The organism is Bacillus sp. NMCC46, from assembly GCF_002998465.1.
GTDB lineage: Bacteria > Bacillota > Bacilli > Bacillales > Bacillaceae > Bacillus.
Genome location: NZ_PVQZ01000003.1, coordinates 416,308 through 439,499, shown reverse-complemented (window position 1 = coordinate 439,499; position 23,192 = coordinate 416,308). Strand labels below are relative to the sequence as shown.

Sequence of the window (23,192 nt, the reverse complement as noted above, 5' to 3'; positions counted from 1 at the left end):
CTACATGTATATTCATAGACTTCATTTATCCAATGCTTGCCAACGACCATCTCTTATGTTAACTTTTAATAAAAATAAGTTAACATAATGAGAGGAGCTTATGATGGGAAAACAAATATCTTTGTCTTGGGAAGCGATGGCGGAGAAAGCGCTGAAAAATGAACGGATCACGCTGCAAGAAGGTCTAGACATTCTTGCAGCTGACGATAAAGAATTATTATCTATGATGCATGCAGCCTATCAAGTACGATTTCATTTTTTTCAAAACAAGGTGAAATTAAATATGATTTTTAACGCAAAAAGCGGTTATTGTCCTGAAAACTGTGGTTATTGTTCACAGTCGATCATTTCAAAAGCACCGGTTGAACGATATACAATGCTTGATCAAAAAACGATTGTGGCTGGCGCGCGTGAGGCGCTCAAGAGAAAAGCGGGGACTTATTGTATTGTCGCAAGCGGCAGAGCACCTTCTCACAGAGAGTTAGATGAGGTGACGGCAGCAGTAAAAGAGATCACTGAGACCATGCCTTTGAAGGTGTGTGCATGTCTTGGGTTATTAAATGAAGACAAAGCGAGGCGGCTGAAGGAAGCAGGGGTTCATCGGTATAATCACAATATCAATACACATCAAGATCATCATGCTCACATTACGACAACTCATACATATCATGATCGTTTGTCGACCCTTGAGGAGGTCAAACAGTCGGGCATGTCACCTTGCTCAGGGGTTATTATTGGGATGGGTGAAACCAACCAGCAAATTGTTGAAATGGCTTTTGCGCTCAGAGCCCTTGATGCGGATTCCATTCCAGTCAACTTTCTTCATGCAATCGAGGGAACACCGCTTGAGCATCAAGAACGAACACATCCGATCAAAGCATTGAAAGTGTTGGCGCTCATGAGGTTTGTCAATCCAACCAAGGAAATTCGAGTATCTGGAGGCAGAGAGTTCAATTTACGGACGCTTCAGCCGCTTGCCCTTTATGCGGCAAATTCCATTTTCGTAGGCGATTATTTAACAACAAAAGGCCAGCAAGTCCAAACGGATCATCACATCATTGAAGATTTAGGTTTTGACATAGAAGAATGTGCGTTATAAAAAAAGTCTGCCGGTGAATCGGCAGACTTTTGGCAATAAGATTAGAATCTTTTATGGAAATCAACAGTGCCGCTTCCTTCCTCACGGTCAAAGCTGCCAACAAATGTCCAGTTAATATAGCCGCCGTCACCATTGTTGACGAACGTACCATCTTCAAATACCCAAATACCAAACGTAATACCATCATATTCAACACTATCATAGTAGACAACATTGTTCAGTCCGCTAAAGTCATGATCTTGGCTTAAGTTTTGGACAACTACGTTATAGTTTTGACCTGCTTCATAGAAGGCACTGTACGCCGCATTTTTTACAAATCCATCACGATTTTGGGATGATTTTACTGCTTGTTCAATTTTATCGGCAATGGCTACTGGATCAATAGAGACACTTCCATCAACACCTGTTGTCGTCGCAGCTTCAGCCGTTTGACCAAAAGTCGTAAGAGATAGAGGGGCAGCAACCATTGACGTAGCAATCATAGAACTAACAACAAATTTGCTTGTTTTTCTCATTATTTCTAACTCCTCCTTTAATTGGTATGTTTATGTACTACCCCTTCCTCTGTCTCTTAAACACTAAATTATGAAAAAACTTCTTTTTCTACCAATTAAGAGGGTGATTTTACTGTTTAAAAGAGCTGAAACAACAAAAAAACTACTCTTTTATAAGAGTAGTTTCAGATTGTTGACAAAGGGCTAAAATGATCTTTATTTTAGCCCTTTGTCTTCTTTTCAGCTCAGCGTGTTTGAAAACCTTTGCAGTCTAGGAAGGACGAGCACCGGAGCGGAGCGAATTTGACATTCGTGAGCACCGGCGCGCAGACCTGACAACGAATGCGAAGGTTTGTCTACACGCTGAAACTACTCTTTTATAAGAGTAGTTTACAGCATTACATGAACAGGATAAATAAAATCACACCTAGGATAATTCGGTATATCGCAAAAGGCACAAGTTTGATTTTATTGATCAGTTTTAGGAAGAATCGAACAACAAAGAGAGCCACAACAAATGCACTCACAAAGCCGACGATAAAGAATGGCAGCATGTCTGTTGTTAAATATTCGGCATTTTTCACAAGTGTTAAGAAGCTTGCGCCTGCCATAATCGGCATCGCCATGATAAATGTAAAATCAGCTGCAGCACGGTGATTCAAACCAAGAATAACCCCGCCTGCAATCGTCGAACCTGAGCGAGAGAAGCCTGGCCATAATGCCAAACATTGAAACAGTCCGATATAAAGCGCCTGTTTGTACGTCATGTTATCGACAGAGCTTGTTTCTGTTTTACGTTTATTGATCCAGTCAGCGACAAGCATCAGCACTGCGCCTAAAATCAAACCGACAGCGACTGTTCTCACGTCAAACAAGTATTTATCAATATAGTCTTCAAATAAGAATCCTAAAATGACGGCTGGGACGAGTCCTACTGCAATTTGAGCAATAGTCAGCTTATGCCCGCTGCGCTTTTGTTCTTCGGTGATATTTTTCTTTAAGCCTAACAAGTTCAAAATACGATCCTTGAACACAATCATGACAGCTAAAATAGAACCTAACTGAATCACGACTTTAAATGTGTTTGCCGCCTCTGGCGTAATGATTTCCTTTGATTTTAACCATAGATCATCGACTATGATCATGTGACCTGTAGATGAGACAGGTGCATACTCTGTTAATCCTTCGACAATTCCTAAAACCAGTGCCACGAATAAATCCCATAGATTCATGATTTTCTTTCCTTTCAATTCTGATCTTTTGAACAGGCCAACCATCTATGTCCACATAAAGACAAGCTTTCTTCATCGAAAGCTCGTCTTTATGATACTATATTTTTTTCAAAAAAAGATTATGACATTAAACCTTTTCTTCTTTGTACAAATTGGATCGCATTTTGAACCAATCAAACAAGTGGGTCGTGATGACCTTCAGGACGGCATATGTTGGAATCGCGACAATGATTCCGACTACGCTGAACAATTTACCTGCTGTTAATAGAACAAAAATAATCGTGATCGGATGGATATGAAGGTTTTTCCCCATGACCTGAGGTGAAATAAATTTCCCTTCAATGAGCTGAACCACTGTCCAGACAATGATGAGTTTTAAAAGCATCACTGGTGATGTCACAAGCGCAATCACAATCGCTGGTGTAATCGCAATCGTTGGACCAAGGTAAGGCACCACACTTGTACATGCCGCAATGATCGCCAGCAGCAACGCATAGTCAAGTCCAATAATCAGATAACCGATTAAAAGAAGAACACCAATACAGAAGCTGACAATGATCTGTCCGAGAATATAAGAGCTCAGGCGATGGTTCATTTCGTGAAGCACGATATGTGTATGATCTCTAAACTTATTCGGAATAAATTTCAGGAAATAGTCAGGCAATTTTTTACCGTCTTTTAATAAATAAAACAGAATGAACGGAACGGTCACGATCGAAATGATGATTTCGGTGAGCGCCCCTAAGAAAGTCCCTACACCGGTAAAGGTGCTTTCCAAAATCTTCGTCGCTTGACTTGACGCTTTACTCACCAATTCAGAGACGTTAAAATTCATCGCTTTCTGCGCTTGATTAATAAAGTTGCTTCCCGTTAGTTGGCGAATCTGTTCTTCTACCGTATCAACATATTTCGGAAGGTTATGAAACAGACTCATCGTTTGTGCTTGTAAAAAAGGAATAATAGACACAATGGTCACTGTAATGATACCAATAATGACAATATATAAAAGCAAAATTGAAAAGATCCGTTTGACTCTAAACCTCTCTAACAAGTTGACAATCGGATTTAATAAATAATACACGACCCCCGTTAAAATAATCGGTAAGGCGATGGTTTTGACGAGTACAATGAGCGGTGTGAAAATAAAAGATGTTTTCATGAAAACAAGGATATTCAATCCGATTAATAGCAGGACGAGTAAAAAGAGAACAAACTTGTTATCAAGAAAAAATTTTCTAAATCGACTGCTCCACATTTGCATAGAATTCATATCGTTCCTCCAAACTCGGGCTATTTTATTAATAAATTGTACACTATCTGATCATGATATGGTGGTCATTGTTTCAGCTTTTTTTCCCATTTCGCAATGGACATCGCCCATATAATGAGAATCGGCTGTCCAATAAGCCTTATCCATAGCAAGGCCTGATCTGTGCTTATTTGACCTGGAAATGGAATTCCCTCTCGTGCAGCAAATAAGTTTGCAGGGAAAATGAGTACAAGATAGACAGCCATGATTTTTGCTGCTGCAATCCTGACATTTGGCAAAAGCAGCAAGACAGCCAGCAGCCATTAAAGGCATGCAGTCGCATAGACTATCACATATGGAAATGGCCAGCCTGGCATCATACGGGCAAAGCCGCTCGGCTCTATCACATGAAAAATACCGGCTGCTATGAATAAAAGCGCAAAGACGTATGTACTTCCTATATGCAGGGTGCGCTTCATGTTCGTTTCCTCCTCTCCCTTCTATCAGAGTATTACCCGAATGAAGGAAGAAACTACCCACTTTTCGTACATTTATATCCTTTATGTAAGACGCATCAGACTATATAAAGGTTTCATCCGCTCTTCAATAAAAAGAATGTTCTTTCATACAAACGCTTTCAAAGGATGTATAATCAGAGAAAAGCAGAAGGAGGGAATGACATGATTCGATTTGCTGTCATCGGAACGAACTGGATTACAGATCGATTCTTACAGGCCGGTGAAGGAGCAGCTGATTTTACATGTACAGCCGTCTATTCACGGTCCGCTGAAAAAGGCCAGGCATTTGCCGAAAAATACGGGATTGATACAGTTTTTACGAACTTACATCAAATGGCGGAAAGTGATGCGTTTGATGCCGTGTATATTGCAAGTCCAAATGCCCTTCATAAGGAGCAGGCCATGTTGATGATGGAGCACCAAAAGCACGTTTTATGCGAAAAACCATTCGCCTCTCACCGAAAAGAAGTGGAAGAGATGATTGCTGCAGCGAAAAAACATCAAGTGTGTTTAATGGAAGCGATGAAAACGACATTTCTGCCAAACTTCCTGCAAATCAAACAGCATCTTGATCAGCTCGGGCCCATTCGGCAAGTGGTCGCTCATTACTGTAAATATTCCTCAAGATACGATGCTTACCGAAATGGCGAGATTCCAAATGCTTTTAAGCCTGAATTATCGAATGGTTCTTTAATGGATATCGGTGTGTATCTTGTCTACCCGGCGATCTATTTATTTGGTCTGCCGAATCAAATCACCGCGAGAGGCTATAAGCTTTCTTCTGGTGTAGATGGGAGCGGCTCTGTCCTTTTACAATATGACGGGCATCAAGCACTCCTTTTCCATTCTAAAATTTCAACGTCTCATTTATCTGCGGAAATTCAAGGAGAGGACGCCACGATGGTGATTGATCAATTCCACCGTCCTTCGCGTATCACGATCCACGATCGTCAAGGACATCAAACCGATATCTCTCTCAAAGATGATCAGCCAGCCATGTATTATGAAATCTGTCATTTTATTGAGTGTATTCAGCAAGGAATGGGTCAGTCTCCAGTCAATACATTTGCCTTATCTGTTCAAACCATGTCCGTCATGGACGAGGCGAGAAGACAAATGGGTGTGATGTATCCTGCCGACAGACAAAATGAATGGGGCATGAAATGATAAACAAAGGGCGAACATGATGTGTCTGTTCGCCCTTTGTTTTTTGTTTCGGATCCTTTGTTTATGTTGCCGCTAACACATCCGCAAATGCTTTCACATATGGAGGGAGATCCGGCGGACGTCTGCTCGAGACGAGGTGGCCATCTGTGACGACTGCTTCATCAAACCAGTCCGCTCCAGCATTTGTCATATCATCTTTAATACCAGGTGTACTTGTTACTTTTTTGCCTTGCAGGATTCCTGCTGAAATCAGCACCCAGCCAGCGTGGCAAATTTGCCCGATTGGTTTTGCCTTTGCATCAAATGAACGAACGATGTTTAACACTTCTGGATAACGGCGCAGTTTATCTGGTGCCCATCCACCAGGGACAAGCACAGCATCATATTCATCCGCTTGAATGGAATAAAATTCTGCATCAGATACAGCCGGCACACCGTATTTTCCGATGTACTCATGATTTGCTTTTTCTCCTACAAGATGCACAGTTGCCCCTTCTTCTCTTAAACGCAGAACCGGATACCATAGCTCTAAATCTTCAAAATCATCACTGACAAACGCAATGACCTTCTTATCTGATAAACGCATAACATCTCTCCTATTCTTTCGATTTCCTCTATTGTACGAGATGACCTCTTAAAAAGAAAAGCGGTTCCCCTTGAGGAGAACCACTTGATCTTATTCGCTGATCTTGAATTTTTTAATTAAATCACGTAATTCTTCCGCCATTTGGGAAAGAGTCGTAGATGAAGAACTAATCTCTTCCATAGAAGCAAGCTGTTCTTCAGCAGATGCGGCGATATCTTGGATGCTTGCTGAACTCTCTCGTGATACATCTGCAATTTCATTCACCGCTTTAGAAATTTGCTCTGATCCTTTTGAAAGCTCGCGTACTGTTGTATTCATTTCATTGATTCTTGTTGCGATTTCCGCTGTTTGCAGATTAATTTGTGAGAAGCTTTCTTTCGTTTGATCTGTAATGGAAAGACCATTCTTCACTTCTTCATTCACTGATTTGAACATATTTTGAGATGTTTCGATTTCAGATACGATTTCTTTCACAAGCTTTTCAATCTCTTTTGCTGAATCCGATGATTGAACTGCAAGTTTACGCACTTCTTCTGCAACAACAGAGAAGCCTCTGCCTGACTCACCTGCACGTGCTGCTTCAATGGCAGCATTGAGTGCAAGTAAATTCGTTTGATCCGCAATGCCATTAATCACGCCTAGAATGTTTGTGATATCTTTTGATTTATGCTCCAGCCCGTTGATCACCCCTTCAGCTTCTTTCACTGAATGGTCGATCGTCTTCATTTGGCCAACGGTTTGCTCCACAAGCTGTCCGCCTGATTCCGCAACTGTTTTTGATTGAATAGATGACGCTGTGATGACATCAGACGTTTCTGCGACTTCGTTCAGTCCTTCGTTCATTTGTTTTAAATGAGACGCGCTTTGCTCCACCATTTCGCTTTGATTTTCGTTGCCATTTGAGAATGATTCAATAGATGATGTAATATGTTCAGTTGCTTTTGTTGTTTGACCTGCACTTGCCGTCAGTTCTTCAGATGAAGAAGCCACGTTTTCTACAGATGTTTGTACAGCTTGGATGACATCTCTTAATGACTCACTCATTTCATTAAAGCTTGTGCCTAGCTGTCCAATTTCATCTTTTGACCGGACATCAATTTTTTCTGTTAAATCTCCCTCACTGATCTTCCTTGAGGAAGAGACAAGTATAGAAAGTGGTTTTGTAATGGAACGAATGATCAAGAAGATCAGAATCCCGCCAATGATGAGCGCGCCTGCTAAAATGATAGCGGCCATGTTAAAGACTGGCTGTGCAGCTTCTTCTACTTCCGTCACAAACATCGTACCGACAATTTTCCAGCCAGTCGCTTTGTTTGTGGTGAACTCCATTTGCTTTTCTTTTCCTTCAAACATATAACTCATAGAACCTTCATCTTGTGAATAAAGCTTTTCTAGCCATTCACCAGATAATTTGGATCCAGCTTTTTTCGTTGGATGGGCAACAAAGGTACGATCCGGACTTCCGATAAAGGCATAGCCTTGTTTCCCAATGTTTATGCTATTTGATTCTTTTACTAGATTCGCAATGTCTAGGTTCATTGCAATGACGCCTGATCCATCCTCTAACTTTTTAGAGATGGTGACCACAAGCGTACCTGTGGAAGCTGTTGGATACGGTGCTGAAACAGACAGCTCTCCGTTTTTCGCCCAGCCGTCTTTATACCAATCCCGCTCCGTTGCGACATAGTCAGCAGGCATTTTTTTATTAGGATATCTTGAAAACACTTTGCCATCACTTGAAGCGACAAAAATGCCTTCTGTGTCATCATTCATACTCATGAACTGCTCAAAGCGCCCTTGAATATCTGTCGTGCCTTTTTGCTTAAGCTTTTTCTCCGTGATCCATTTGCTAAAGAAATCGGCTGCGTCTGTTTTCACTTTCACAACCTTCGTAATATTTTTATCTAGCTGCTCTACGTTCTCCTTGGCGCTTTGCATGATTTGATCATTTAAAGAGGTGCTCGCCGTATGATATGAAGAGAATGCCAATACAATGATTGGGCATAAGAGAATAAATAAGAAAGAGAATACGAGCTTTTTTGAAATAGATGGCTTCCTGAAATACTGTATGAATTTCATAAAAAAGAAAACTCCTTTTAGTAAGATAGTATATATATCGGAAGTACTACTAGGTTGTTTACTTTTTTAATTTATTAAAGTCTAAATAAGTCCAAAACACCCAAATTATATGCATCGAATGGAAAAACACCTGACGTCAAAACGTCAGGTGCTTCCCTATATCTCTTACATTTTAAATTGTTTAATGAGCTCTCTTAGCTCTTCTGCCATCTGAGATAACGTGGCAGAGGATGAGCTGATCTCTTCCATAGATGCCAGCTGTTCTTCTGCGGATGCTGCGATATCTTGGAAGCCTGCGGAACTTTCTCTTGAAAGCTCTTTGATTTGATTCACCGCATGTGAAATATCATTTGAGCCATGCGAGAGTTCTTTGGCGGTTCCGTTCATTTGTTTCATTTGTTCTGTCATTTCTGATGTTTTATCGGTGATTTTCTCAAAGCTGACTTTCGTTTCATCTGTAATGTTTAATCCAGCTTGTACTTCACCTGCTACTTGTTTAAACATGTTCTGTGACTTTTCAATTTCCTCCACAATCTCGTTCGTCAGGCTTTCAATTTCCTTTGAAGAGCTTCCTGATTGCTCTGCCAGCTTACGAACTTCTTCTGCAACAACAGAGAAACCTCTGCCTGCTTCTCCTGCCCGAGCGGCTTCTATCGCAGCATTTAAAGCAAGGAGATTGGTCTGGTCAGCAATGCCGTTAATGACACCCAGAATGTTAGTAATATCCTTTGATTTCTGCTCTAAGCCTTGAATAACAAGCTCTGCTTCTTTCACTGCCTGCTCGATGGTTTGCATTTGACCTGCTGTTTTTTGAACGAGTTCTCCACCAGCCTGAGCCGTTTTGCTCGAATCAATCGACGATTCCATCATATGTGAGGTCGTATCGACCATATGGGATAAGCTGCGATCCATTTCGTTCAACTGGACTGAGCTTTTTTCGATCATATCATTTTGGTGTTCAGTGCTGTTTGAGAACTGTTCAATAGACGATGTGATATGCTCAGTCGCTTGGGTGGTCTGTCCTGCACTTGCTGTTAATTCTTCAGAAGAGGCGGCCACATTTTCAATGGAATTCTGAACAGCTTGAATGACGTGTTTCAGCTTTGCTGACATCTCGTTAAAGCTCTGCGCAAGCTTCCCGATTTCATCGTGCGTACGAACTTCAATATGCTGGGTCAGATCACCCTGACTGATTTTCTCAGCCGATTCAGAGAGCTCTATCAGTGGCTTTCGAATCGATTTAATAATAAAATAAATCGCGATTCCGCCTATGGCCATCGCAGCTGCCAGTATGATCATTGTTAAGTCGAGAACTGGCTGTGCAGCTTCTTTGACTTCGCCCGTATACATTGTTCCAGCAAGCTTCCAGCCTGTTGCTTCATTTGTGTCAAAAAACATTTGCTTCGGCTGTCCATTGTATTCATATTTGAAGCTGCCTTGTTTTTTATCATACAATTTCGAGATGAAATCACCTGTCAATTTCGCCCCAGGCTTGTCTGTTTTATGGGCAATATAATGCTGATCTGCAGTCGCGACAAACGCATAGCCTTCTTTGCCAATTTTGATGCTGTTTGTATCTTTCACGATCGTGTTCAAGCGCACATTGATCCCAATCACACCAGAACCATCTGCTAATTGTTCTGATATTGTGATGAGCAGGTCATCTGATGACTTGTCGACAAAAGGATCTGAAATGATGAGTTTCTCATCTCCCATCGATTGTTGAAACCACGATTCATTTTTTGCGCTCGAGGCACTACCTTTGTGAATCTTGGAATATTCAGTTAGTTTACCATTTTGATCTGCAATGAATACTTCCACCACATCTTCATCTGTTTCCGATAATTGCTCTAATTTTACCTTGAGTAAATCCTTGTTTTTAGAAGCCAATTCACTCTTTTTCACCGATTTGGCTAAATAGGAAACGATATCAATTTTAGGCTGTACATCTTTATTAATGAGTTCGTTTAATTGCTGAACACCATTTGCAGCACTAGACATAATCTCATCATTGAGAGACTTTGAGGCCACTTCATAAGAAAATGCTGCCAATACGAGAATTGGCACTAGGAGAATCGCTAAAAATGCAGTAATTAATTTCTTCGACATTGTAAAGTGCTTAAAAAAGTTGATTTTCTTCATGACTCTACTCCTTTTGAATTATGATTTGTGGTCTTTCCCTTCTATTCTTAGGTAATACGAATTATTTTTCAAGGCTTAATGTTCGAAAATTAATCAAAATGATTAAATTCACCTATTTCTTTTGATTTACTTAATGAAAAAAGAGCCCTCTAGCTGAAGGACTCTTTTCATTATGTCTATTCGACTTTAAATTTGCTGATCAAATCACGCAATTCTTCTGCCATTGATGAGAGCGTAGCAGAGGATGAGCTGATTTCTTCCATTGATGCCAGCTGTTCTTCCGCTGAAGCCGCTATGTCTTGAATGTTTGCGGAGCTTTCACGTGAGACGTCTGCAATCTCACGGACAGCCTCTGACACATGGGCAGAGCCATTTGAAAGCTGGATAACCGTTTGATTCATCGTTTGAAGCTGGTCAGAAATTTCTTTTGTCATTTCGAAAATATTATGGAAGCTGGCTCTTGTTTGTTCAGTGAAGCTTAAGCCTGATTGAACTTCTCGATTCACCGCAGTGAATACTTCCTGTGATACATCGATGTCTTGAACGATCTCTTTAATCAAATTCTCGATTTCTTTCGCCGAATTGGCTGATTGAACAGCCAGTTTTCTTACTTCTTCTGCTACAACAGAGAAGCCTCTGCCAGATTCCCCAGCTCTTGCTGCTTCGATTGCTGCATTTAGCGCAAGTAAATTCGTTTGGTCAGCGATTCCATTGATGACACCTAGAATTTGTGTAATGTCTTTTGATTTACTTTCAAGAGCGCTGATGACATTCTCTGCTTTTTTCACGGATTGATCAATGACATTCATTTGAGAAGCGGTTTTTTCCACAAGCTGTCCGCCTTCCCCTGCGATATCTGTTGATTTGATCGATGAAGCAGTAATGGATTCAGCCGACTCATTCATGTGCTGAAGGCCTCGGTTCATTTCTTCTAACTCGTCTGAGCTGGATTCGACTTTGTCATTTTGACTTTCATTTCCATTGGAGAATTGTTCAATGGCTAGTGTAATATGCTCTGTTGCTTTACTTGTTTGACCTGCGCTGGCGGTCAGTTCTTCTGATGAAGAAGCGACATTTTCGACTGAGGTTTGGACGGCACCAATGAGGGTTCTTAATGAGTCAATCATTGTATTAAAGCCTTTCCCAACTTGGCCAATTTCGTCATCTGATTGAATCTCAAGCTTATCGCGCAAATCACCTTCGCTGACTTTTTTCGAGAAGCGGGCAAGGTTGGATAATCTTTTAGATATAGAGCGGACGATAAAGAAGATGAGGGTACCTGCTACGATAAGTGTCACACTGAACACAATAATGGCTGTATTGAAAACGGGCTTTGCTGCATCTTCTACTTCTGATACGAGCATCGTTCCACCGATTTTCCAGCCGGTTAATTCATTGGTCACATACGCAACCTTTTTATCTATCCCTTTGAGTGTGTAGCTGCCGCTTCCTTCTTTGTTTTTAAAAATAATATTTGCCAGATTCTCATTGACCTGACTTCCTGGCTTTTGGGTCGGATCTGCTAAAACTGTTTTATCTCTCTCCATGATGAAGGCATAGCCTTTTTGCCCAATTTTGATTTCTTTTAACTTTTGCAGCAGGGTGTCAATTTCCATATCAAGTCCAATAACACCTGAACCATCTTTCATTTTTTGAGTAATGGTGATGACCATTTTGCCTGTGGAGGCTGCTACATATGGTTTTGTGATGACTTGTTTGCCGTTTTCTGCATTGAGCGCTTCTTGATACCATGGACGCTCTCTTGGATCGTAGCCATCAGGCATCTTTTGAACAGGATATTGCATAAACAATCCCTTTTCGGAACCTGCATAGATAGCAGAAACATCTTTTTCATTAATTTTTCCAAATTGCTGCAATTCTTTAATGGTCGCATTTCTATTTTTTTCTTGAAGATTAGACGCTTTGAGTGAGTCTGTAAACAGGGTCACAGCATCTGCTTTGTTTCCTATATTCTCATTGATTAAGGTATCAAATGCATTGACTTGACTCATCGCACTGCCCATAATCTGTTTGTCTAGCTCTGTCTTTGATGTAAAAAATGCACTAATTGTCAGTGCAGTGGTTGGCAGGATAAGGACTACCAAAAAGGCAATAATTAATTTTTTTGAAATGGATGGTTTTTTTAACCATTGGATCATTTTCCCCATTTTCTCTTTCCCCCTTTACTTCTCTAAAGTTATTATCGGATGAAAGGTTTATTTTTACAGGCTGAAAACGATGTTTAAACATAAAAAAAATACCCAGACAATTCTGGGTATTTTTTCATCATTTTTTAATCAATTTTAAATTGACTTGTGAGCTCTTTTAGTTCCTCTGCCATGTTAGCAAGTGTCACAGAAGAAGATGAGATTTCTTCCATAGAGGCCAGCTGCTCTTCAGCAGAAGCCGCAATGTCCTGAATGTTTGCCGCACTTTCTCTAGAGACTTGGCGCATCTCCTGCATAGCTTGTGAGACAAGCTTTGAACCGCTCGATAGATCAATCGCTGTATCGTTTAATTGAGTCAGTTTTTTCGACATTCCTTCTGCCGCCTCATAAATGTTCTGGAAGCTTTCTTTTGCTTCTTCTGTCATACCGAGTCCTGCATGTACTTCTCGATTGACCGTTTTGAACATATCTTGAGATTTAGCAATTTCTAACACAATTTCTTGAATGAGCTTTTCAATTTCTTTCGCTGAATCTGCGGATTGGACAGCTAGTTTTCTCACTTCTTCTGCAACGACGGAGAAGCCGCGTCCTGATTCACCTGCTCTTGCTGCTTCGATGGCTGCATTTAGCGCAAGTAAATTCGTTTGATCTGCAATGCCGTTAATAACATTTAAAATGCTCGTAATATCTTTAGACTTGTATTCTAATTGTTTCATGACTTGTTCTGCTTCTTGTACAGATGTATCAATATGTTTCATTTGGCTCGCTGTGCTTTCAACAATTCGGCCGCCTTGACCAGCCGCCTCTGTCGATTGAAGTGAGACAGCAGCCACTTCTGATGACGTATGTGACATGTCTTGTAATCCTTCATTCATTGCCACAAGCTGGTTCGTACTAGATTCGACTTTCTCGTTTTGTGCTTCATTTCCATTTGAAAATTGTTCAATCGACATCGTGATATGCTCGGTTGCTTGACTTGTTTGGCTGGCACTTGCCGTCAGCTCCTCGGAAGCGGAAGCCACATTGTCGACAGATTGCTGTACCGCTCGAATGACGTCACGGAGGGATTCACTCATTTTGCTAAAGCTTCTTGTCAGCTCTCCTATTTCATCCTTCGATTTGGTTTCAAGGGTTTCGGTTAAATCCCCTTCACTCACTTTGTTTGAGAAATCAACAAGCTTTCGAAGTCCAATTGTGATGGATCGAACGATAAAGAAGATCGCAACGCCGCCAAGGATAAATGAAGAAATTAAAAGAATAATGGCAGAATTCCAAACTGGCTGTGCTGCTTCTTCTGTTTCTGATACAAACATCGTTCCAGCAATTTTCCAACCTGTTAAATCATTTGTCACAAAAACAAGACGCTTTTGTTCTCCTTTATTCTCATAAGTTGACGTTCCTTCTTTTCCGCTGTAAAGGATAGATGAAATATTTTCAGTGACCTTAGATCCTGACTTTTCTTCTGGATGAGCCACAATTTGTTTATTTTTATTCGCAATAATTGGATATCCTTGTCGTCCAATTTTAATCTCTTTTATTTTATCGACAATGTCTTGCACATCAATGTCAATTCCGATCGCTCCCGACCCGTCCTTCAGACGCTGGGCAATCGTGACAACCATGCCGTTTGTTGTGGCCGAGATGTACGGATTGGTAACAACTGGATTACCACTCTCATCCTGCATAGCTAGTTGATACCAATCACGCGTTGTTGGATCATAGCCTTTTGGCATGTCTACTTTAGGAAACTGAATGAAATCACGCTTTTTACTTGCTGCATAAAAGCCAACCACATCATCTTCATTGATTTTACTGTATATCTCGAAATGCTCATACAGTTCGTCCTGGTTGTTCTTCTTAAAGTCTGCAGCAGTAGATGTTTCAGTAAAGAGTTTTACTGCGTTTTCCTTATTGATAAGCTTTTGCTGAATCATGTCATTCAGTTCATTGACTCTTGTGTTTGCTCCGTACATGATTTCATGATCTAATTCTTCTTTGGCAATCTGATATGAAATCGTACTGAGTGTAATAATTGGCAAGACAAGAACGAGCGTGAATGAAATAATCAGTCTCTTAGAAATCGATGGTTTTTTCAACCATTTTATTGCATTTTTCATGTTTTTCCTCCTTTTAAACGATATGTTATATATCGGACATCTTCATATTATTTTCATGTTTTTCAAATAAAAAGGATGCCTTTTTGTTTATTTTCACAAATTGATTCCTTGCCCAAGCACCCTGCATACGCTAATACAAAAGGGGGCGCTTTTCATATGATTATCCTTTCAGGAAAGCCAGTGACAAATGAGCAGCTGGCTTCATTTCAGCTAGAGGGACAAAAGCGGATCATTTTGATGCAGTTACAAGCCTCAAATGATACGTTCCGCTACAGGCAAGCATCTGATTTGTTATTTGAGGTCACATTGAGATCGAACATTATGAATGCTGCAAGAGATTTGCATAAAAGTGGTGCCTCATTTGCCATCTTCCAAAAATCTCGTGCAAATGATGCCTTTTGGCGTGTATCGGAAGCAGGAGCACTAGAGCTGCGCTATCAAGTGGAACCATCTAGAGGAATTAAAGACATTTTTGAAAACGGCTCACAATATGCATTTGAATGTGCCACCGCTATTGTCATCGTGTTTTATATGGGGGTCTTGCAAACGGTAGGAGACGAGAAGTTTAACCGAAGGCTTCGCAGCTTAACCCTGTATGACTGGCATTATGATACATTGTCGATTTATACAGAACGCGGGAATGACTTTATCTATGGGGATTGCTTATATTTTGAAAATCCAGAGTTTAGCTATCAGCAGTCACAGTGGCGCGGGGAAAATGTGATTTACTTAGGAGAAGATCAATATTACGGACATGGACTTGGGATTTTAACAGCGGCAGAAATTATCGACAAATTGAATAAGAGAAGGCGGCCAGGTGCTGTTCAATCTGCTTATCTATTGCCGCAGACCACCCGGATGGATGTGATTTATCTCAGGCAAATGTTTGGCAGCTAAAAAAAGCCTCTTGTCTATTGGTTATGACAAGAGGCTTTTGTATGCCTTGCGTTTACGATAATCTTGCAGCGTGCCAAGCATCGTGTTCGCAAGGATCTCCATTTTTTCTAAGTCTTTTCTTGTGACCGGCGGATCGTGCCGGCTCCATTTTACGTAACGAACAAAATAGTAATGACGAATGGGCGTAAGGACGGCAGAAGAGTACGGAAATTCATCAAACCAAAATTCAATTTGTCCTTTTTTTCGGTATGAATGCTTTAAGATGTCCATCCTTTCACACCACCCAACATGAATTTATATGTGCGTCAGTTCATGCATGATCTCCTCAACGGTTAAAATCGAGTGAATACGGCTAACGCCCTGTCCTGCCCAAAGAGCCATTTGATCAGGGTTTCCTGCAGCCGCGGCTGCTTTTCGCATCGGTGTCGTCCATACATGCTGAACCGGATAAGGAAGAACCCTATCTTCATTCTGTCTTTCTTCCTCCATCCACTGATTCACAATACCTCTTGCTCTTTTCCCAGAAAAAAGCCTCGTGATCTTTGTTTCACTGCTTTCTGCCTGTAAAATCGCCTTTTTGTATACGTCTGCCGCAGCACTTTCCTGGCTGGCTAAAAATCGTGTGCCGATTTGAACCGCATCCGCTCCAAGCGCTAGAGCGGCTTTCACACCTGCTCGTTCTGTGATCCCGCCTGCGGCGATCAATGGCACATGACAGAGCGGCTTGACGTCAGAGATCAGACTAAAGAGTCCCACCAGGGCATCTCCTTTTGCAGGTAAAAAGGTACCTCGGTGACCCCCTGCTTCACTTCCTTGCAGAACAATGGCATCCATCCCTTTTTCCTCTAAAAGCAGTGCTTCCTCTTTTGTTGTGGCGGTTCCAATTAAAAAGACCCCCTTTTGTTTTAAGCGATGAATCGTTTGTTCATTTGGACAAGCGAAGGTAAAGGAAACGACTGGTACGTCTTCTTCCTGAATAATGTTGATTTTCTGTTCAAAATCATCCCACAATTCCTCTTGGCTCGGCAGCCTATCAGCGGCTGGTCGTGCAGGCAGTCTCTTCTCCCAAAATACCACATCCTCTTTTTTGACTTCAGGAATTGGCTCTGGTACAAATACATTGACCTGAAACAGGCGAGTTGTCAGCTGTTTGACCTGTCTGATCTGCTGCCTCAAATTGTCAGGCTGCACATATCCACTTGCCAAACTGCCAAGTCCCCCGTACTGTGAAACAGCGGCTGCCAGCTGCGATGTCACGGCTCCTCCTGCCATTGGCGCTTGAATAATTCCATATTTGATTTGCAGTAATTTCGTGATATCTCCCATTTATTTCCCCCATCTCTTATTCGTTTGAAGACACCTGTATATAAAAATGGCGATGTCTCGGCCCGTCAAACTCACAGAAATAGATTCCCTGCCATGTGCCAAGTACAAGATCACCATGATTGATGAGAACATGCTGCGTAGCACCCATATAGCTCGCTTTCATATGTGCGGCTGTATTTCCTTCCATATGGCGGTCCTTCGGATGTTCCCACGGAAAGACTTCGTCAAGCCGGCGGAGCATATCTCGTTTCACATCTGGGTCCGCATTTTCATTAATGGTCATCCCTGCTGTCGTGTGAGGACAGTAGATAATGACGGTTCCGTTTTGAATACCTGTTTCCTTGACATATTGATGGATCTCGTTCGTCACGTCGATCATCTCATCGCGTCTGTCTGTTTGTACATTGATTTTTTTCATATGAGCGGCTCCTTTTTGTCATTTCTATAAAACCATACCCTTTTTATGTGAAATAAATCACTGCTTATCGGCAGAAGGCATTCTCTTACCTAAAGTTTACCAACTAAAAAAACCTCGTCAAGTGTTACGAGGTTTTTAGAAAAAGTGAACCTTTTTGATTTCAATGGTCCGAATATGATGGTCTTCTGCATCTATGATGGTAAATTCACAGCCTTCTGCTTCAATCGTATCTCCAATCTCAAAATCAAATTTATGTGTCATCATCCAGCCAGCAATTGTATCAACATCATCATTCTCAATGGCTAAATCCAATAAATCATTTACTTCATCAATCAAGGCTTTCCCATCCATTACATAGTGGAAGTCACCTTTTTTGACGATATGAGGTGTTTCATCTTGATCATATTCATCCCGAATTTCGCCCACGATTTCTTCTAAAATGTCCTCTACTGTGACAAGTCCGGCTGTTCCTCCATATTCGTCTACGAGCACTGACATATGAATTCGTTCCTTTTGCATCAAAATGAGCAATTCTTGAACAGGAGTACTTTCAATCACCCGAATCACCGGACGCATTAAGTCTTCAATCGTCACATCTTGATTCAGGAAGCTCGCCTTAAACACATCTTTGCTATTGATGACACCAATCACATGATCTTTGTCTTCTTTAATAACAGGGTAGCGTGTGTATCTTTCGTTCAGCATATAATGCGTCATGTCTTCAAGCGTCTGTTCAACCTCTATGGCTGAAATTTCTGTACGAGGGATCATGATCTCTCTCGCCACCCGGTTATCAAATTCAAAAATTTTATTCACATATTTGTACTCAGATTGGTTAATTTCGCCCTTCTCATAGCTTTCAGATAAAATGAGACGCAATTCTTCCTCACTGATCGCCACTTCATGTTCTTTGACAGAATGAAAACCGAATAATTTCACAATGCCTCGTGCCGCCCCATTTAATGCTTTAATAAACGGGTACATGACTTTATAGAAAAAGATGAGTGGCTTTGCTGTCACAAGGCTGACGGCCTCTGCCTTTTGAATGGCAATCGTTTTAGGCGCCAGTTCTCCCACAACGACATGTAAAAACGTAATGATCACAAATGCGATGATAAACGATAGGATGTCGGTTAATGCGGAATGAAGCCCTAATTCCTCAAACAGCGGATGCAGAAAATGCTCCACCGTCGGCTCGCCCAGCCACCCTAAGCCTAAAGCGGTGATGGTAATTCCGAGTTGACAGGCGGATAAATATTCGTCGAGATTTGATATGAGCTTTTGTACGTGGATGGCTCTCTTATCACCGCTTTCAATCAGCTGATTGATTTTAGAGCCTCTAATTTTCACAATCGCAAATTCAGTGACAACAAAAAATGCTGTCGCAGCAATGAGTAATATGACTAAAAATACGTTTAAAATATACAAAAAAACCCTTACCTAACAATGGTAAGGGCTCACCTCCTCTGGCATCAATTAATCATTACGGCCATTTAGGAAGATCATTACAAAACGGAGCAATTCAAACAAGGAAACAAGGGCCGCTGCGACGTACGTAAGAGCTGCAGCATTTAACACCTTGTTCACGCCTCTTTCTTCACTGCTTCTAATGATTCCTTCTGAAACAATGATATCTTTTGCACGAGAACTTGCATTAAACTCGACAGGCAATGTCACAAGCTGAAAAAACACAGCCACTGAGAACAAAATGATCCCAAGCCCGATTAAGTTAAGGCTGCCAAGCAAGATTCCTCCAAGGAAAAGAAGCGGGGCAACACCAGATGCAAAGTTCACGACAGGAAAGATCTTATGTCTCAAAACAAGCGCACCATAGGATTCCTGATGCTGCAAGGCATGTCCAACCTCGTGTGATGCGACTGAAATGGCCGATATGGAATGGCCGTAGTACACAGGTTCAGATAAGCGAACCACACGCTGCGTAGGGTCGTAATGATCAGTCAAAGTTCCTCTTACCGGTTCAACAGGCACGTCGTATAACCCGTTGCGATCTAAAATATATCGAGCGGTTTCCGCACCTGTTTTCATACTGGATGCTTCAACCTTTGAATACTTTTCAAAATTATTCTTTACTTTAAATTGTGCCCAAAATGACAATCCCAATGCGGCAAATGTTAAAAAATAAAAAAACAGCATGCTTATCAGCTTCCTTTTTATTTTATATATTTATTTACAATTTTAATGACTTTTATGTAACGTGTACAGAAAAAAGCACTAGGTCTTTTTAAGGGGAACAACTGCGCCAATAAAAAAGAAGAACACACCTAAGCATGCTGTATAAAAGGTCACCGTTCCGTATAGGTCTTGAAAAAAGTGCAGCCAAGAAAAATCACTCATAAAATGATTCACAGCATTTAAGTCAAACACGAGCAAGATCACAGCTGATGATAAAAAGTGCGCACCGATAAAAAGAAGTACGGTCTTTTGAACGAACGACATTCGCATTCCCTCCTTCTTCTCTCTTATTTTAAGATATGGGATCTGTTTCAATACATGACGAAGATGAAAAAATGTTCCTCAATCGGGCATACTGACATTAGCAGTCTCCTGAAAGGAAGAGTCCGATGAAATCAAATCGTATCTTTATCGCTTGGCTAAGGTGGCCACTCTATCTTCGAATTGCCATCATCATCTGTTTCTTGCTTCTTTTTTTTGGACAATTAATCGTTTTGCTTGAACCGAAGCAGTATCATACGATCTTTGATGGGATCTGGTGGGCGCTCATTACAGTCTCTACGGTAGGCTATGGTGATTTTGTGCCGCAAACCATGCCTGGACAAGTAGCGGGTATGGCTCTGATTTTGATCGGCGCAAGCTTTGTCACAGCTTATTTCGCCACGCTTGCCGCCGCTGTGTTCAGCAAGCAGCACCATTATGTAGAAGGAAAGGTCGCCTTTAAAGGGAAAGGACATCTCATTATCGTCGGCTGGAATGAGAAAACGAACAAACTGCTTCAGTCGTTTCAAACAATTGATCCAACTATGCCGATTGTGCTGATTGATGACTCCTTGAAGGAAGGGCCACTTTTAGAGAATGTTCATTTTATTAAAGGGCATGGCACCGAAGATGTCACACTTCGCAAAGCCAATATTACCGGTGCAGATGCACTGATGATTACCGCAGATCAGCACGAAAATGAAGTGACAGCTGATATGCAGAGTGTTTTAACATTACTTGCAGCAAAAGGATTAAACCCTTCGCTATACTGTTTAATTGAAATCTTAACAGATCGTTACGTAAAAAATGCCGAGCGTGCTGGAGCCAATCAAGTCATTCATACCTCTGACGCAGTCAATCATTTAATGGTCGAACATTTTCTTCTAAAGGAACAGTTCAAAGTGTTAAAGAAAAAAAGCCATATGACCTTGCATAAACACGTCACCATCATACCGGTTCCAGCTTCGTTAGCCGGAGAAACATTCTTAACAGTGCTCCATCACTTTTTAGAGCATCATGTGATCATTGTCGGTGTACAAAAAAAAGAAGGACCCATGATGAATCCTCCCTTTGGATATGAGCTTCATCCAGAGGATGAACTGATCAGCCTTTAAAGCAGTGCGTCTTCTAATTCCTTGACGAGTGAAAAGCCAATCTCAGTATAAGCTTTTGATACATCTCCATCTTTCTCTTTTGGTTCTTGGAATTGATTAAAGGATGCTCCCACATTTCCAACCATCGCATGATCATCTAACTTATCTTGATATACATGCTTTAAGAGAAATGGATCTCCCATTTTCACCACAACGCCTGGCTGATCCAGCTGGCCTTTTTCGGCTGTAAAAGGAACTCTGAGAAAAGTATAGCCATCACGGTTATCAATTTTATAATCAAAGTACCCGTGATCATAATCCCAGTTGCCATTAATGACATAACCGAGCGGCTTCATGGTCTCTTCTAAATGGTAAAGTGAAAAGCTTTCACCGGGCAGCCTGGATGGTACATGAATCATACGAAACCCTCCTTTTTGTATAATAGGGTTCGTTAAAGAGAGGAATTCATACATTGCCCCTCGTGATTTGTACATTGTTTGTAAAAGCAGCATCAAATAAGCTTTGATTGGATAATTGATTCGTCTCGTTCACACTGCCAGCACATTCAGTATCTTTGACAGCACTCATAGAACAAATACGTCCGACATTGCCAAAGTTGACGATTGCCTGGCCAGAAATATCGTGAATGTAAATATGATTCGTTCTCATGTTTCACTCTCCTCTACTCATTATTCTATGTACAGAGCATGAGAAAGCTTGCACAGGAACCATGAGAAAACAAAAAAGGCACACCCTTATCAAAAGGTGTGCTTTTTCATTCTTACGATTGTTTTAGACGGCTTTCAAGCTCGGCTTTTTTCTCTTCGAAGCCTGGTTTTCCTAATAAAGCAAACATATTCACTTTATAAGCTTCTACTCCAGGCTGGTCGAATGGATTGACGCCTAGTAGATATCCAGACATCGCACATGCTTTCTCAAAGAAGTAAACGAGGTATCCGAATGTATAAGCATCCATCTCAGGAATTGTGACGATAAGATTCGGTACTTTTCCATCTGTATGAGCAAGCATCGTTCCTTCAAATGCTTTTTTATTAACGAAATCAACCGTTTTTCCTGCTAGATAGTTCAAGCCATCAAGGTCTTGTTCTTCTGCTTCAATGACAAGCTCATGGCGAGGTTTGTCTACATTGACGATTGTTTCAAACAAGTCTCTTCTTCCTTCTTGAACATATTGACCAAGTGAATGAAGATCTGTTGAGAAGTTCGCAGATGAAGGATAAATTCCTTTTTCATCTTTTCCTTCACTTTCACCGAATAATTGCTTCCACCATTCTGCAAAGTATTGCAGGCCTGGCTCATAGTTAATCAGCATTTCAATCGTTCTGCCTTTATTGTAAAGGACATTACGGACGACAGCATATTGGTATGCCGCATTCTCAGAAAGCTCAGATGAAGCGAAGTCTTCGCTTGCTTTTGCCGCGCCTTCCATCATCTGATCAATGTCTGCACCGCTCACAGCGATTGGCAATAGACCAACTGCTGTTAATACAGAATAGCGTCCACCTACATCATCAGGGATGATAAATGATTCGTAGCCTTCTTCAGTTGCTAATGTTTTCAGTGCACCGCGTGCCTTGTCAGTTGTCGCATAAATACGTTTTTTCGCTTCTTCAGCACCGTATTTTTCAATGAGGAGCTTTTTAAAGATGCGGAACGCAATCGCTGGCTCTGTTGTTGTTCCAGATTTTGAAATGACGTTAATAGAGAAATCTGCATCTTCCAATAGATCCATCACATCTGTTAAATAAGAAGAACTGATGTTGTTTCCAATAAAGATGATTTGCGGCGTCTTGCGTTTGCCTTTTGGCAGCGTGTTATAGAAAGAGTGGTTCAAAAATTCAATCGCCGCACGTGCGCCGAGATAAGAGCCGCCGATTCCGACAACAAGCAAGACATCAGAGTCAGACTTAATTTTATCTGCACTTTTTTTAATGCGGGCAAATTCTTCGCGATCATATTGCTTCGGTAAGTCAACCCAGCCTAAATAATCATTGCCTGCACCCGTTTGTTCATGAATATTATGATGGGCCACCTTCACAAAATCTTTTAAATATGTAAGCTCATGTTCTTGAAAGAAAGGTAACGCTTTCGAGTAGTCAAATTGAATATGTGTCATCGCTTGTAAGCCCTC

At 41.2% G+C, this 23,192-nt stretch carries 23 protein-coding genes and 4 pseudogenes; 4 read left to right on the top strand and 23 right to left on the bottom strand.

All coding sequences use genetic code 11. The features are described from left to right. Positions 1 to 103: 103 nt before the first annotated feature. Entirely contained in the window at positions 104 to 1,099 is a 996-nt protein-coding gene (gene bioB, locus C6Y01_RS11780; RefSeq protein WP_034659758.1) for a biotin synthase BioB, read from the top strand. Between the two features lie 41 nt (positions 1,100 to 1,140). On the opposite strand, the gene C6Y01_RS11775 is transcribed toward bioB, so the two are convergent. From C6Y01_RS11775 to C6Y01_RS19100, 5 genes are all read right to left on the bottom strand, one after another. Beyond that, positions 1,141 to 1,614, bottom strand: a complete 474-nt coding sequence (locus C6Y01_RS11775; RefSeq protein WP_106030412.1) for a stress protein — start codon at positions 1,612 to 1,614, stop codon at positions 1,141 to 1,143. 377 nt (positions 1,615 to 1,991) lie between these two features. Continuing rightward, positions 1,992 to 2,825, bottom strand: a complete 834-nt coding sequence (locus C6Y01_RS11770) for an undecaprenyl-diphosphate phosphatase (protein WP_034660680.1) — start codon at positions 2,823 to 2,825, stop codon at positions 1,992 to 1,994. 127 nt (positions 2,826 to 2,952) lie between these two features. Then, a complete protein-coding gene (locus C6Y01_RS11765) occupies positions 2,953 to 4,095 on the bottom strand; it encodes an AI-2E family transporter (RefSeq protein ID WP_034659761.1) in 1,143 nt (380 codons plus the stop codon). A 65-nt stretch (positions 4,096 to 4,160) separates the two neighbouring features. Next, entirely contained in the window at positions 4,161 to 4,340 is a 180-nt protein-coding gene (locus tag C6Y01_RS19105; RefSeq protein ID WP_223249912.1) for a hypothetical protein, read from the bottom strand. 57 nt (positions 4,341 to 4,397) lie between these two features. Further along, positions 4,398 to 4,553 carry a DoxX family protein gene (locus C6Y01_RS19100; protein ID WP_223249911.1) on the bottom strand — a complete coding sequence of 52 codons (156 nt, stop codon included), beginning with the start codon at positions 4,551 to 4,553 and terminating at the stop codon, positions 4,398 to 4,400. Between the two features lie 201 nt (positions 4,554 to 4,754). On the opposite strand from C6Y01_RS19100, the gene C6Y01_RS11750 reads away from it, so the two are divergent. After that, positions 4,755 to 5,759: a Gfo/Idh/MocA family protein gene (locus tag C6Y01_RS11750; RefSeq protein ID WP_034659763.1), complete on the top strand. Its 1,005-nt coding sequence runs from the start codon at positions 4,755 to 4,757 to the stop codon at positions 5,757 to 5,759. Positions 5,760 to 5,820: 61 nt separating this feature from the next. Here the strand turns inward: C6Y01_RS11750 and C6Y01_RS11745 are convergent, their stop codons facing one another. The 9 genes and pseudogenes from C6Y01_RS11745 to C6Y01_RS19375 all read right to left on the bottom strand — a co-directional run. Continuing rightward, entirely contained in the window at positions 5,821 to 6,345 is a 525-nt protein-coding gene (locus C6Y01_RS11745; RefSeq protein WP_034659764.1) for a type 1 glutamine amidotransferase domain-containing protein, read from the bottom strand. A gap of 90 nt (positions 6,346 to 6,435) precedes the next feature. Continuing rightward, a complete protein-coding gene (locus C6Y01_RS19410; RefSeq protein ID WP_376745187.1) occupies positions 6,436 to 7,389 on the bottom strand; it encodes a methyl-accepting chemotaxis protein in 954 nt (317 codons plus the stop codon). Next, positions 7,381 to 8,424: pseudogene (locus tag C6Y01_RS19405) on the bottom strand (HAMP domain-containing protein); the annotation flags it as partial. The gene C6Y01_RS19410 and the pseudogene C6Y01_RS19405, both read right to left, overlap by 9 nt. Before the next feature lie 165 nt (positions 8,425 to 8,589). Continuing rightward, positions 8,590 to 9,537, bottom strand: coding sequence for a methyl-accepting chemotaxis protein (locus C6Y01_RS19400; RefSeq protein ID WP_411266055.1), 948 nt, complete (start codon positions 9,535 to 9,537; stop codon positions 8,590 to 8,592). After that, positions 9,532 to 10,425: pseudogene (locus C6Y01_RS19395) on the bottom strand (HAMP domain-containing protein); the annotation flags it as partial. The pseudogene C6Y01_RS19395 and the gene C6Y01_RS19400, both read right to left, overlap by 6 nt. A 317-nt stretch (positions 10,426 to 10,742) precedes the next feature. Then, a complete protein-coding gene (locus tag C6Y01_RS19390; RefSeq protein WP_370876320.1) occupies positions 10,743 to 11,693 on the bottom strand; it encodes a methyl-accepting chemotaxis protein in 951 nt (316 codons plus the stop codon). Continuing rightward, a pseudogene (locus C6Y01_RS19385) lies at positions 11,688 to 12,578 on the bottom strand (HAMP domain-containing protein); the annotation flags it as partial. The pseudogene C6Y01_RS19385 and the gene C6Y01_RS19390, both read right to left, overlap by 6 nt. A 281-nt stretch (positions 12,579 to 12,859) precedes the next feature. Next, on the bottom strand, positions 12,860 to 13,687 hold the full coding sequence (locus tag C6Y01_RS19380) for a methyl-accepting chemotaxis protein (protein WP_407060619.1): 828 nt from the start codon (positions 13,685 to 13,687) through the stop codon (positions 12,860 to 12,862). 114 nt (positions 13,688 to 13,801) lie between these two features. Then, positions 13,802 to 14,668 (bottom strand): annotated as a pseudogene (locus tag C6Y01_RS19375) (cache domain-containing protein); the annotation flags it as partial. 339 nt (positions 14,669 to 15,007) lie between these two features. Between C6Y01_RS19375 and C6Y01_RS11720 the strand changes: the two are divergent. Continuing rightward, positions 15,008 to 15,748: a protein-glutamine gamma-glutamyltransferase gene (locus C6Y01_RS11720; RefSeq protein WP_034659769.1), complete on the top strand. Its 741-nt coding sequence runs from the start codon at positions 15,008 to 15,010 to the stop codon at positions 15,746 to 15,748. A gap of 21 nt (positions 15,749 to 15,769) precedes the next feature. On the opposite strand, the gene C6Y01_RS11715 is transcribed toward C6Y01_RS11720, so the two are convergent. From C6Y01_RS11715 to C6Y01_RS11690, 6 genes are all read right to left on the bottom strand, one after another. Next, positions 15,770 to 16,018: a hypothetical protein gene (locus C6Y01_RS11715; RefSeq protein WP_095285850.1), complete on the bottom strand. Its 249-nt coding sequence runs from the start codon at positions 16,016 to 16,018 to the stop codon at positions 15,770 to 15,772. 24 nt (positions 16,019 to 16,042) lie between these two features. Then, positions 16,043 to 17,074, bottom strand: a complete 1,032-nt coding sequence (locus C6Y01_RS11710; protein WP_034659772.1) for a nitronate monooxygenase — start codon at positions 17,072 to 17,074, stop codon at positions 16,043 to 16,045. A gap of 16 nt (positions 17,075 to 17,090) precedes the next feature. After that, positions 17,091 to 17,492: a secondary thiamine-phosphate synthase enzyme YjbQ gene (locus C6Y01_RS11705; RefSeq protein ID WP_034659774.1), complete on the bottom strand. Its 402-nt coding sequence runs from the start codon at positions 17,490 to 17,492 to the stop codon at positions 17,091 to 17,093. Positions 17,493 to 17,627: 135 nt separating this feature from the next. Next, positions 17,628 to 18,920 (bottom strand): hemolysin family protein, encoded by a 1,293-nt coding sequence (locus tag C6Y01_RS11700; protein ID WP_034659775.1) that lies wholly within the window; start codon positions 18,918 to 18,920, stop codon positions 17,628 to 17,630. A 48-nt stretch (positions 18,921 to 18,968) separates the two neighbouring features. Next, complete coding sequence (locus tag C6Y01_RS11695) at positions 18,969 to 19,643, bottom strand: zinc metallopeptidase (protein ID WP_106038245.1); 675 nt, start codon at positions 19,641 to 19,643, stop codon at positions 18,969 to 18,971. 81 nt (positions 19,644 to 19,724) lie between these two features. Beyond that, positions 19,725 to 19,949 (bottom strand): YuzI family membrane protein, encoded by a 225-nt coding sequence (locus C6Y01_RS11690; RefSeq protein ID WP_095285849.1) that lies wholly within the window; start codon positions 19,947 to 19,949, stop codon positions 19,725 to 19,727. 125 nt (positions 19,950 to 20,074) lie between these two features. Here C6Y01_RS11690 and C6Y01_RS11685 point away from each other — a divergent pair, with 125 nt between their 5' ends. Further along, entirely contained in the window at positions 20,075 to 21,061 is a 987-nt protein-coding gene (locus C6Y01_RS11685) for a potassium channel family protein (RefSeq protein WP_106036555.1), read from the top strand. Here the strand turns inward: C6Y01_RS11685 and C6Y01_RS11680 are convergent. From C6Y01_RS11680 to C6Y01_RS11670, 3 genes are all read right to left on the bottom strand, one after another. After that, positions 21,058 to 21,459 (bottom strand): YugN-like family protein, encoded by a 402-nt coding sequence (locus C6Y01_RS11680; protein WP_034659780.1) that lies wholly within the window; start codon positions 21,457 to 21,459, stop codon positions 21,058 to 21,060. The genes C6Y01_RS11685 and C6Y01_RS11680 overlap by 4 nt on opposite strands. Before the next feature lie 46 nt (positions 21,460 to 21,505). Beyond that, positions 21,506 to 21,709, bottom strand: coding sequence for a hypothetical protein (locus C6Y01_RS11675; RefSeq protein ID WP_223249910.1), 204 nt, complete (start codon positions 21,707 to 21,709; stop codon positions 21,506 to 21,508). 112 nt (positions 21,710 to 21,821) lie between these two features. Beyond that, positions 21,822 to 23,177: a glucose-6-phosphate isomerase gene (locus C6Y01_RS11670; protein WP_034659781.1), complete on the bottom strand. Its 1,356-nt coding sequence runs from the start codon at positions 23,175 to 23,177 to the stop codon at positions 21,822 to 21,824. Positions 23,178 to 23,192 lie beyond the last annotated feature (15 nt).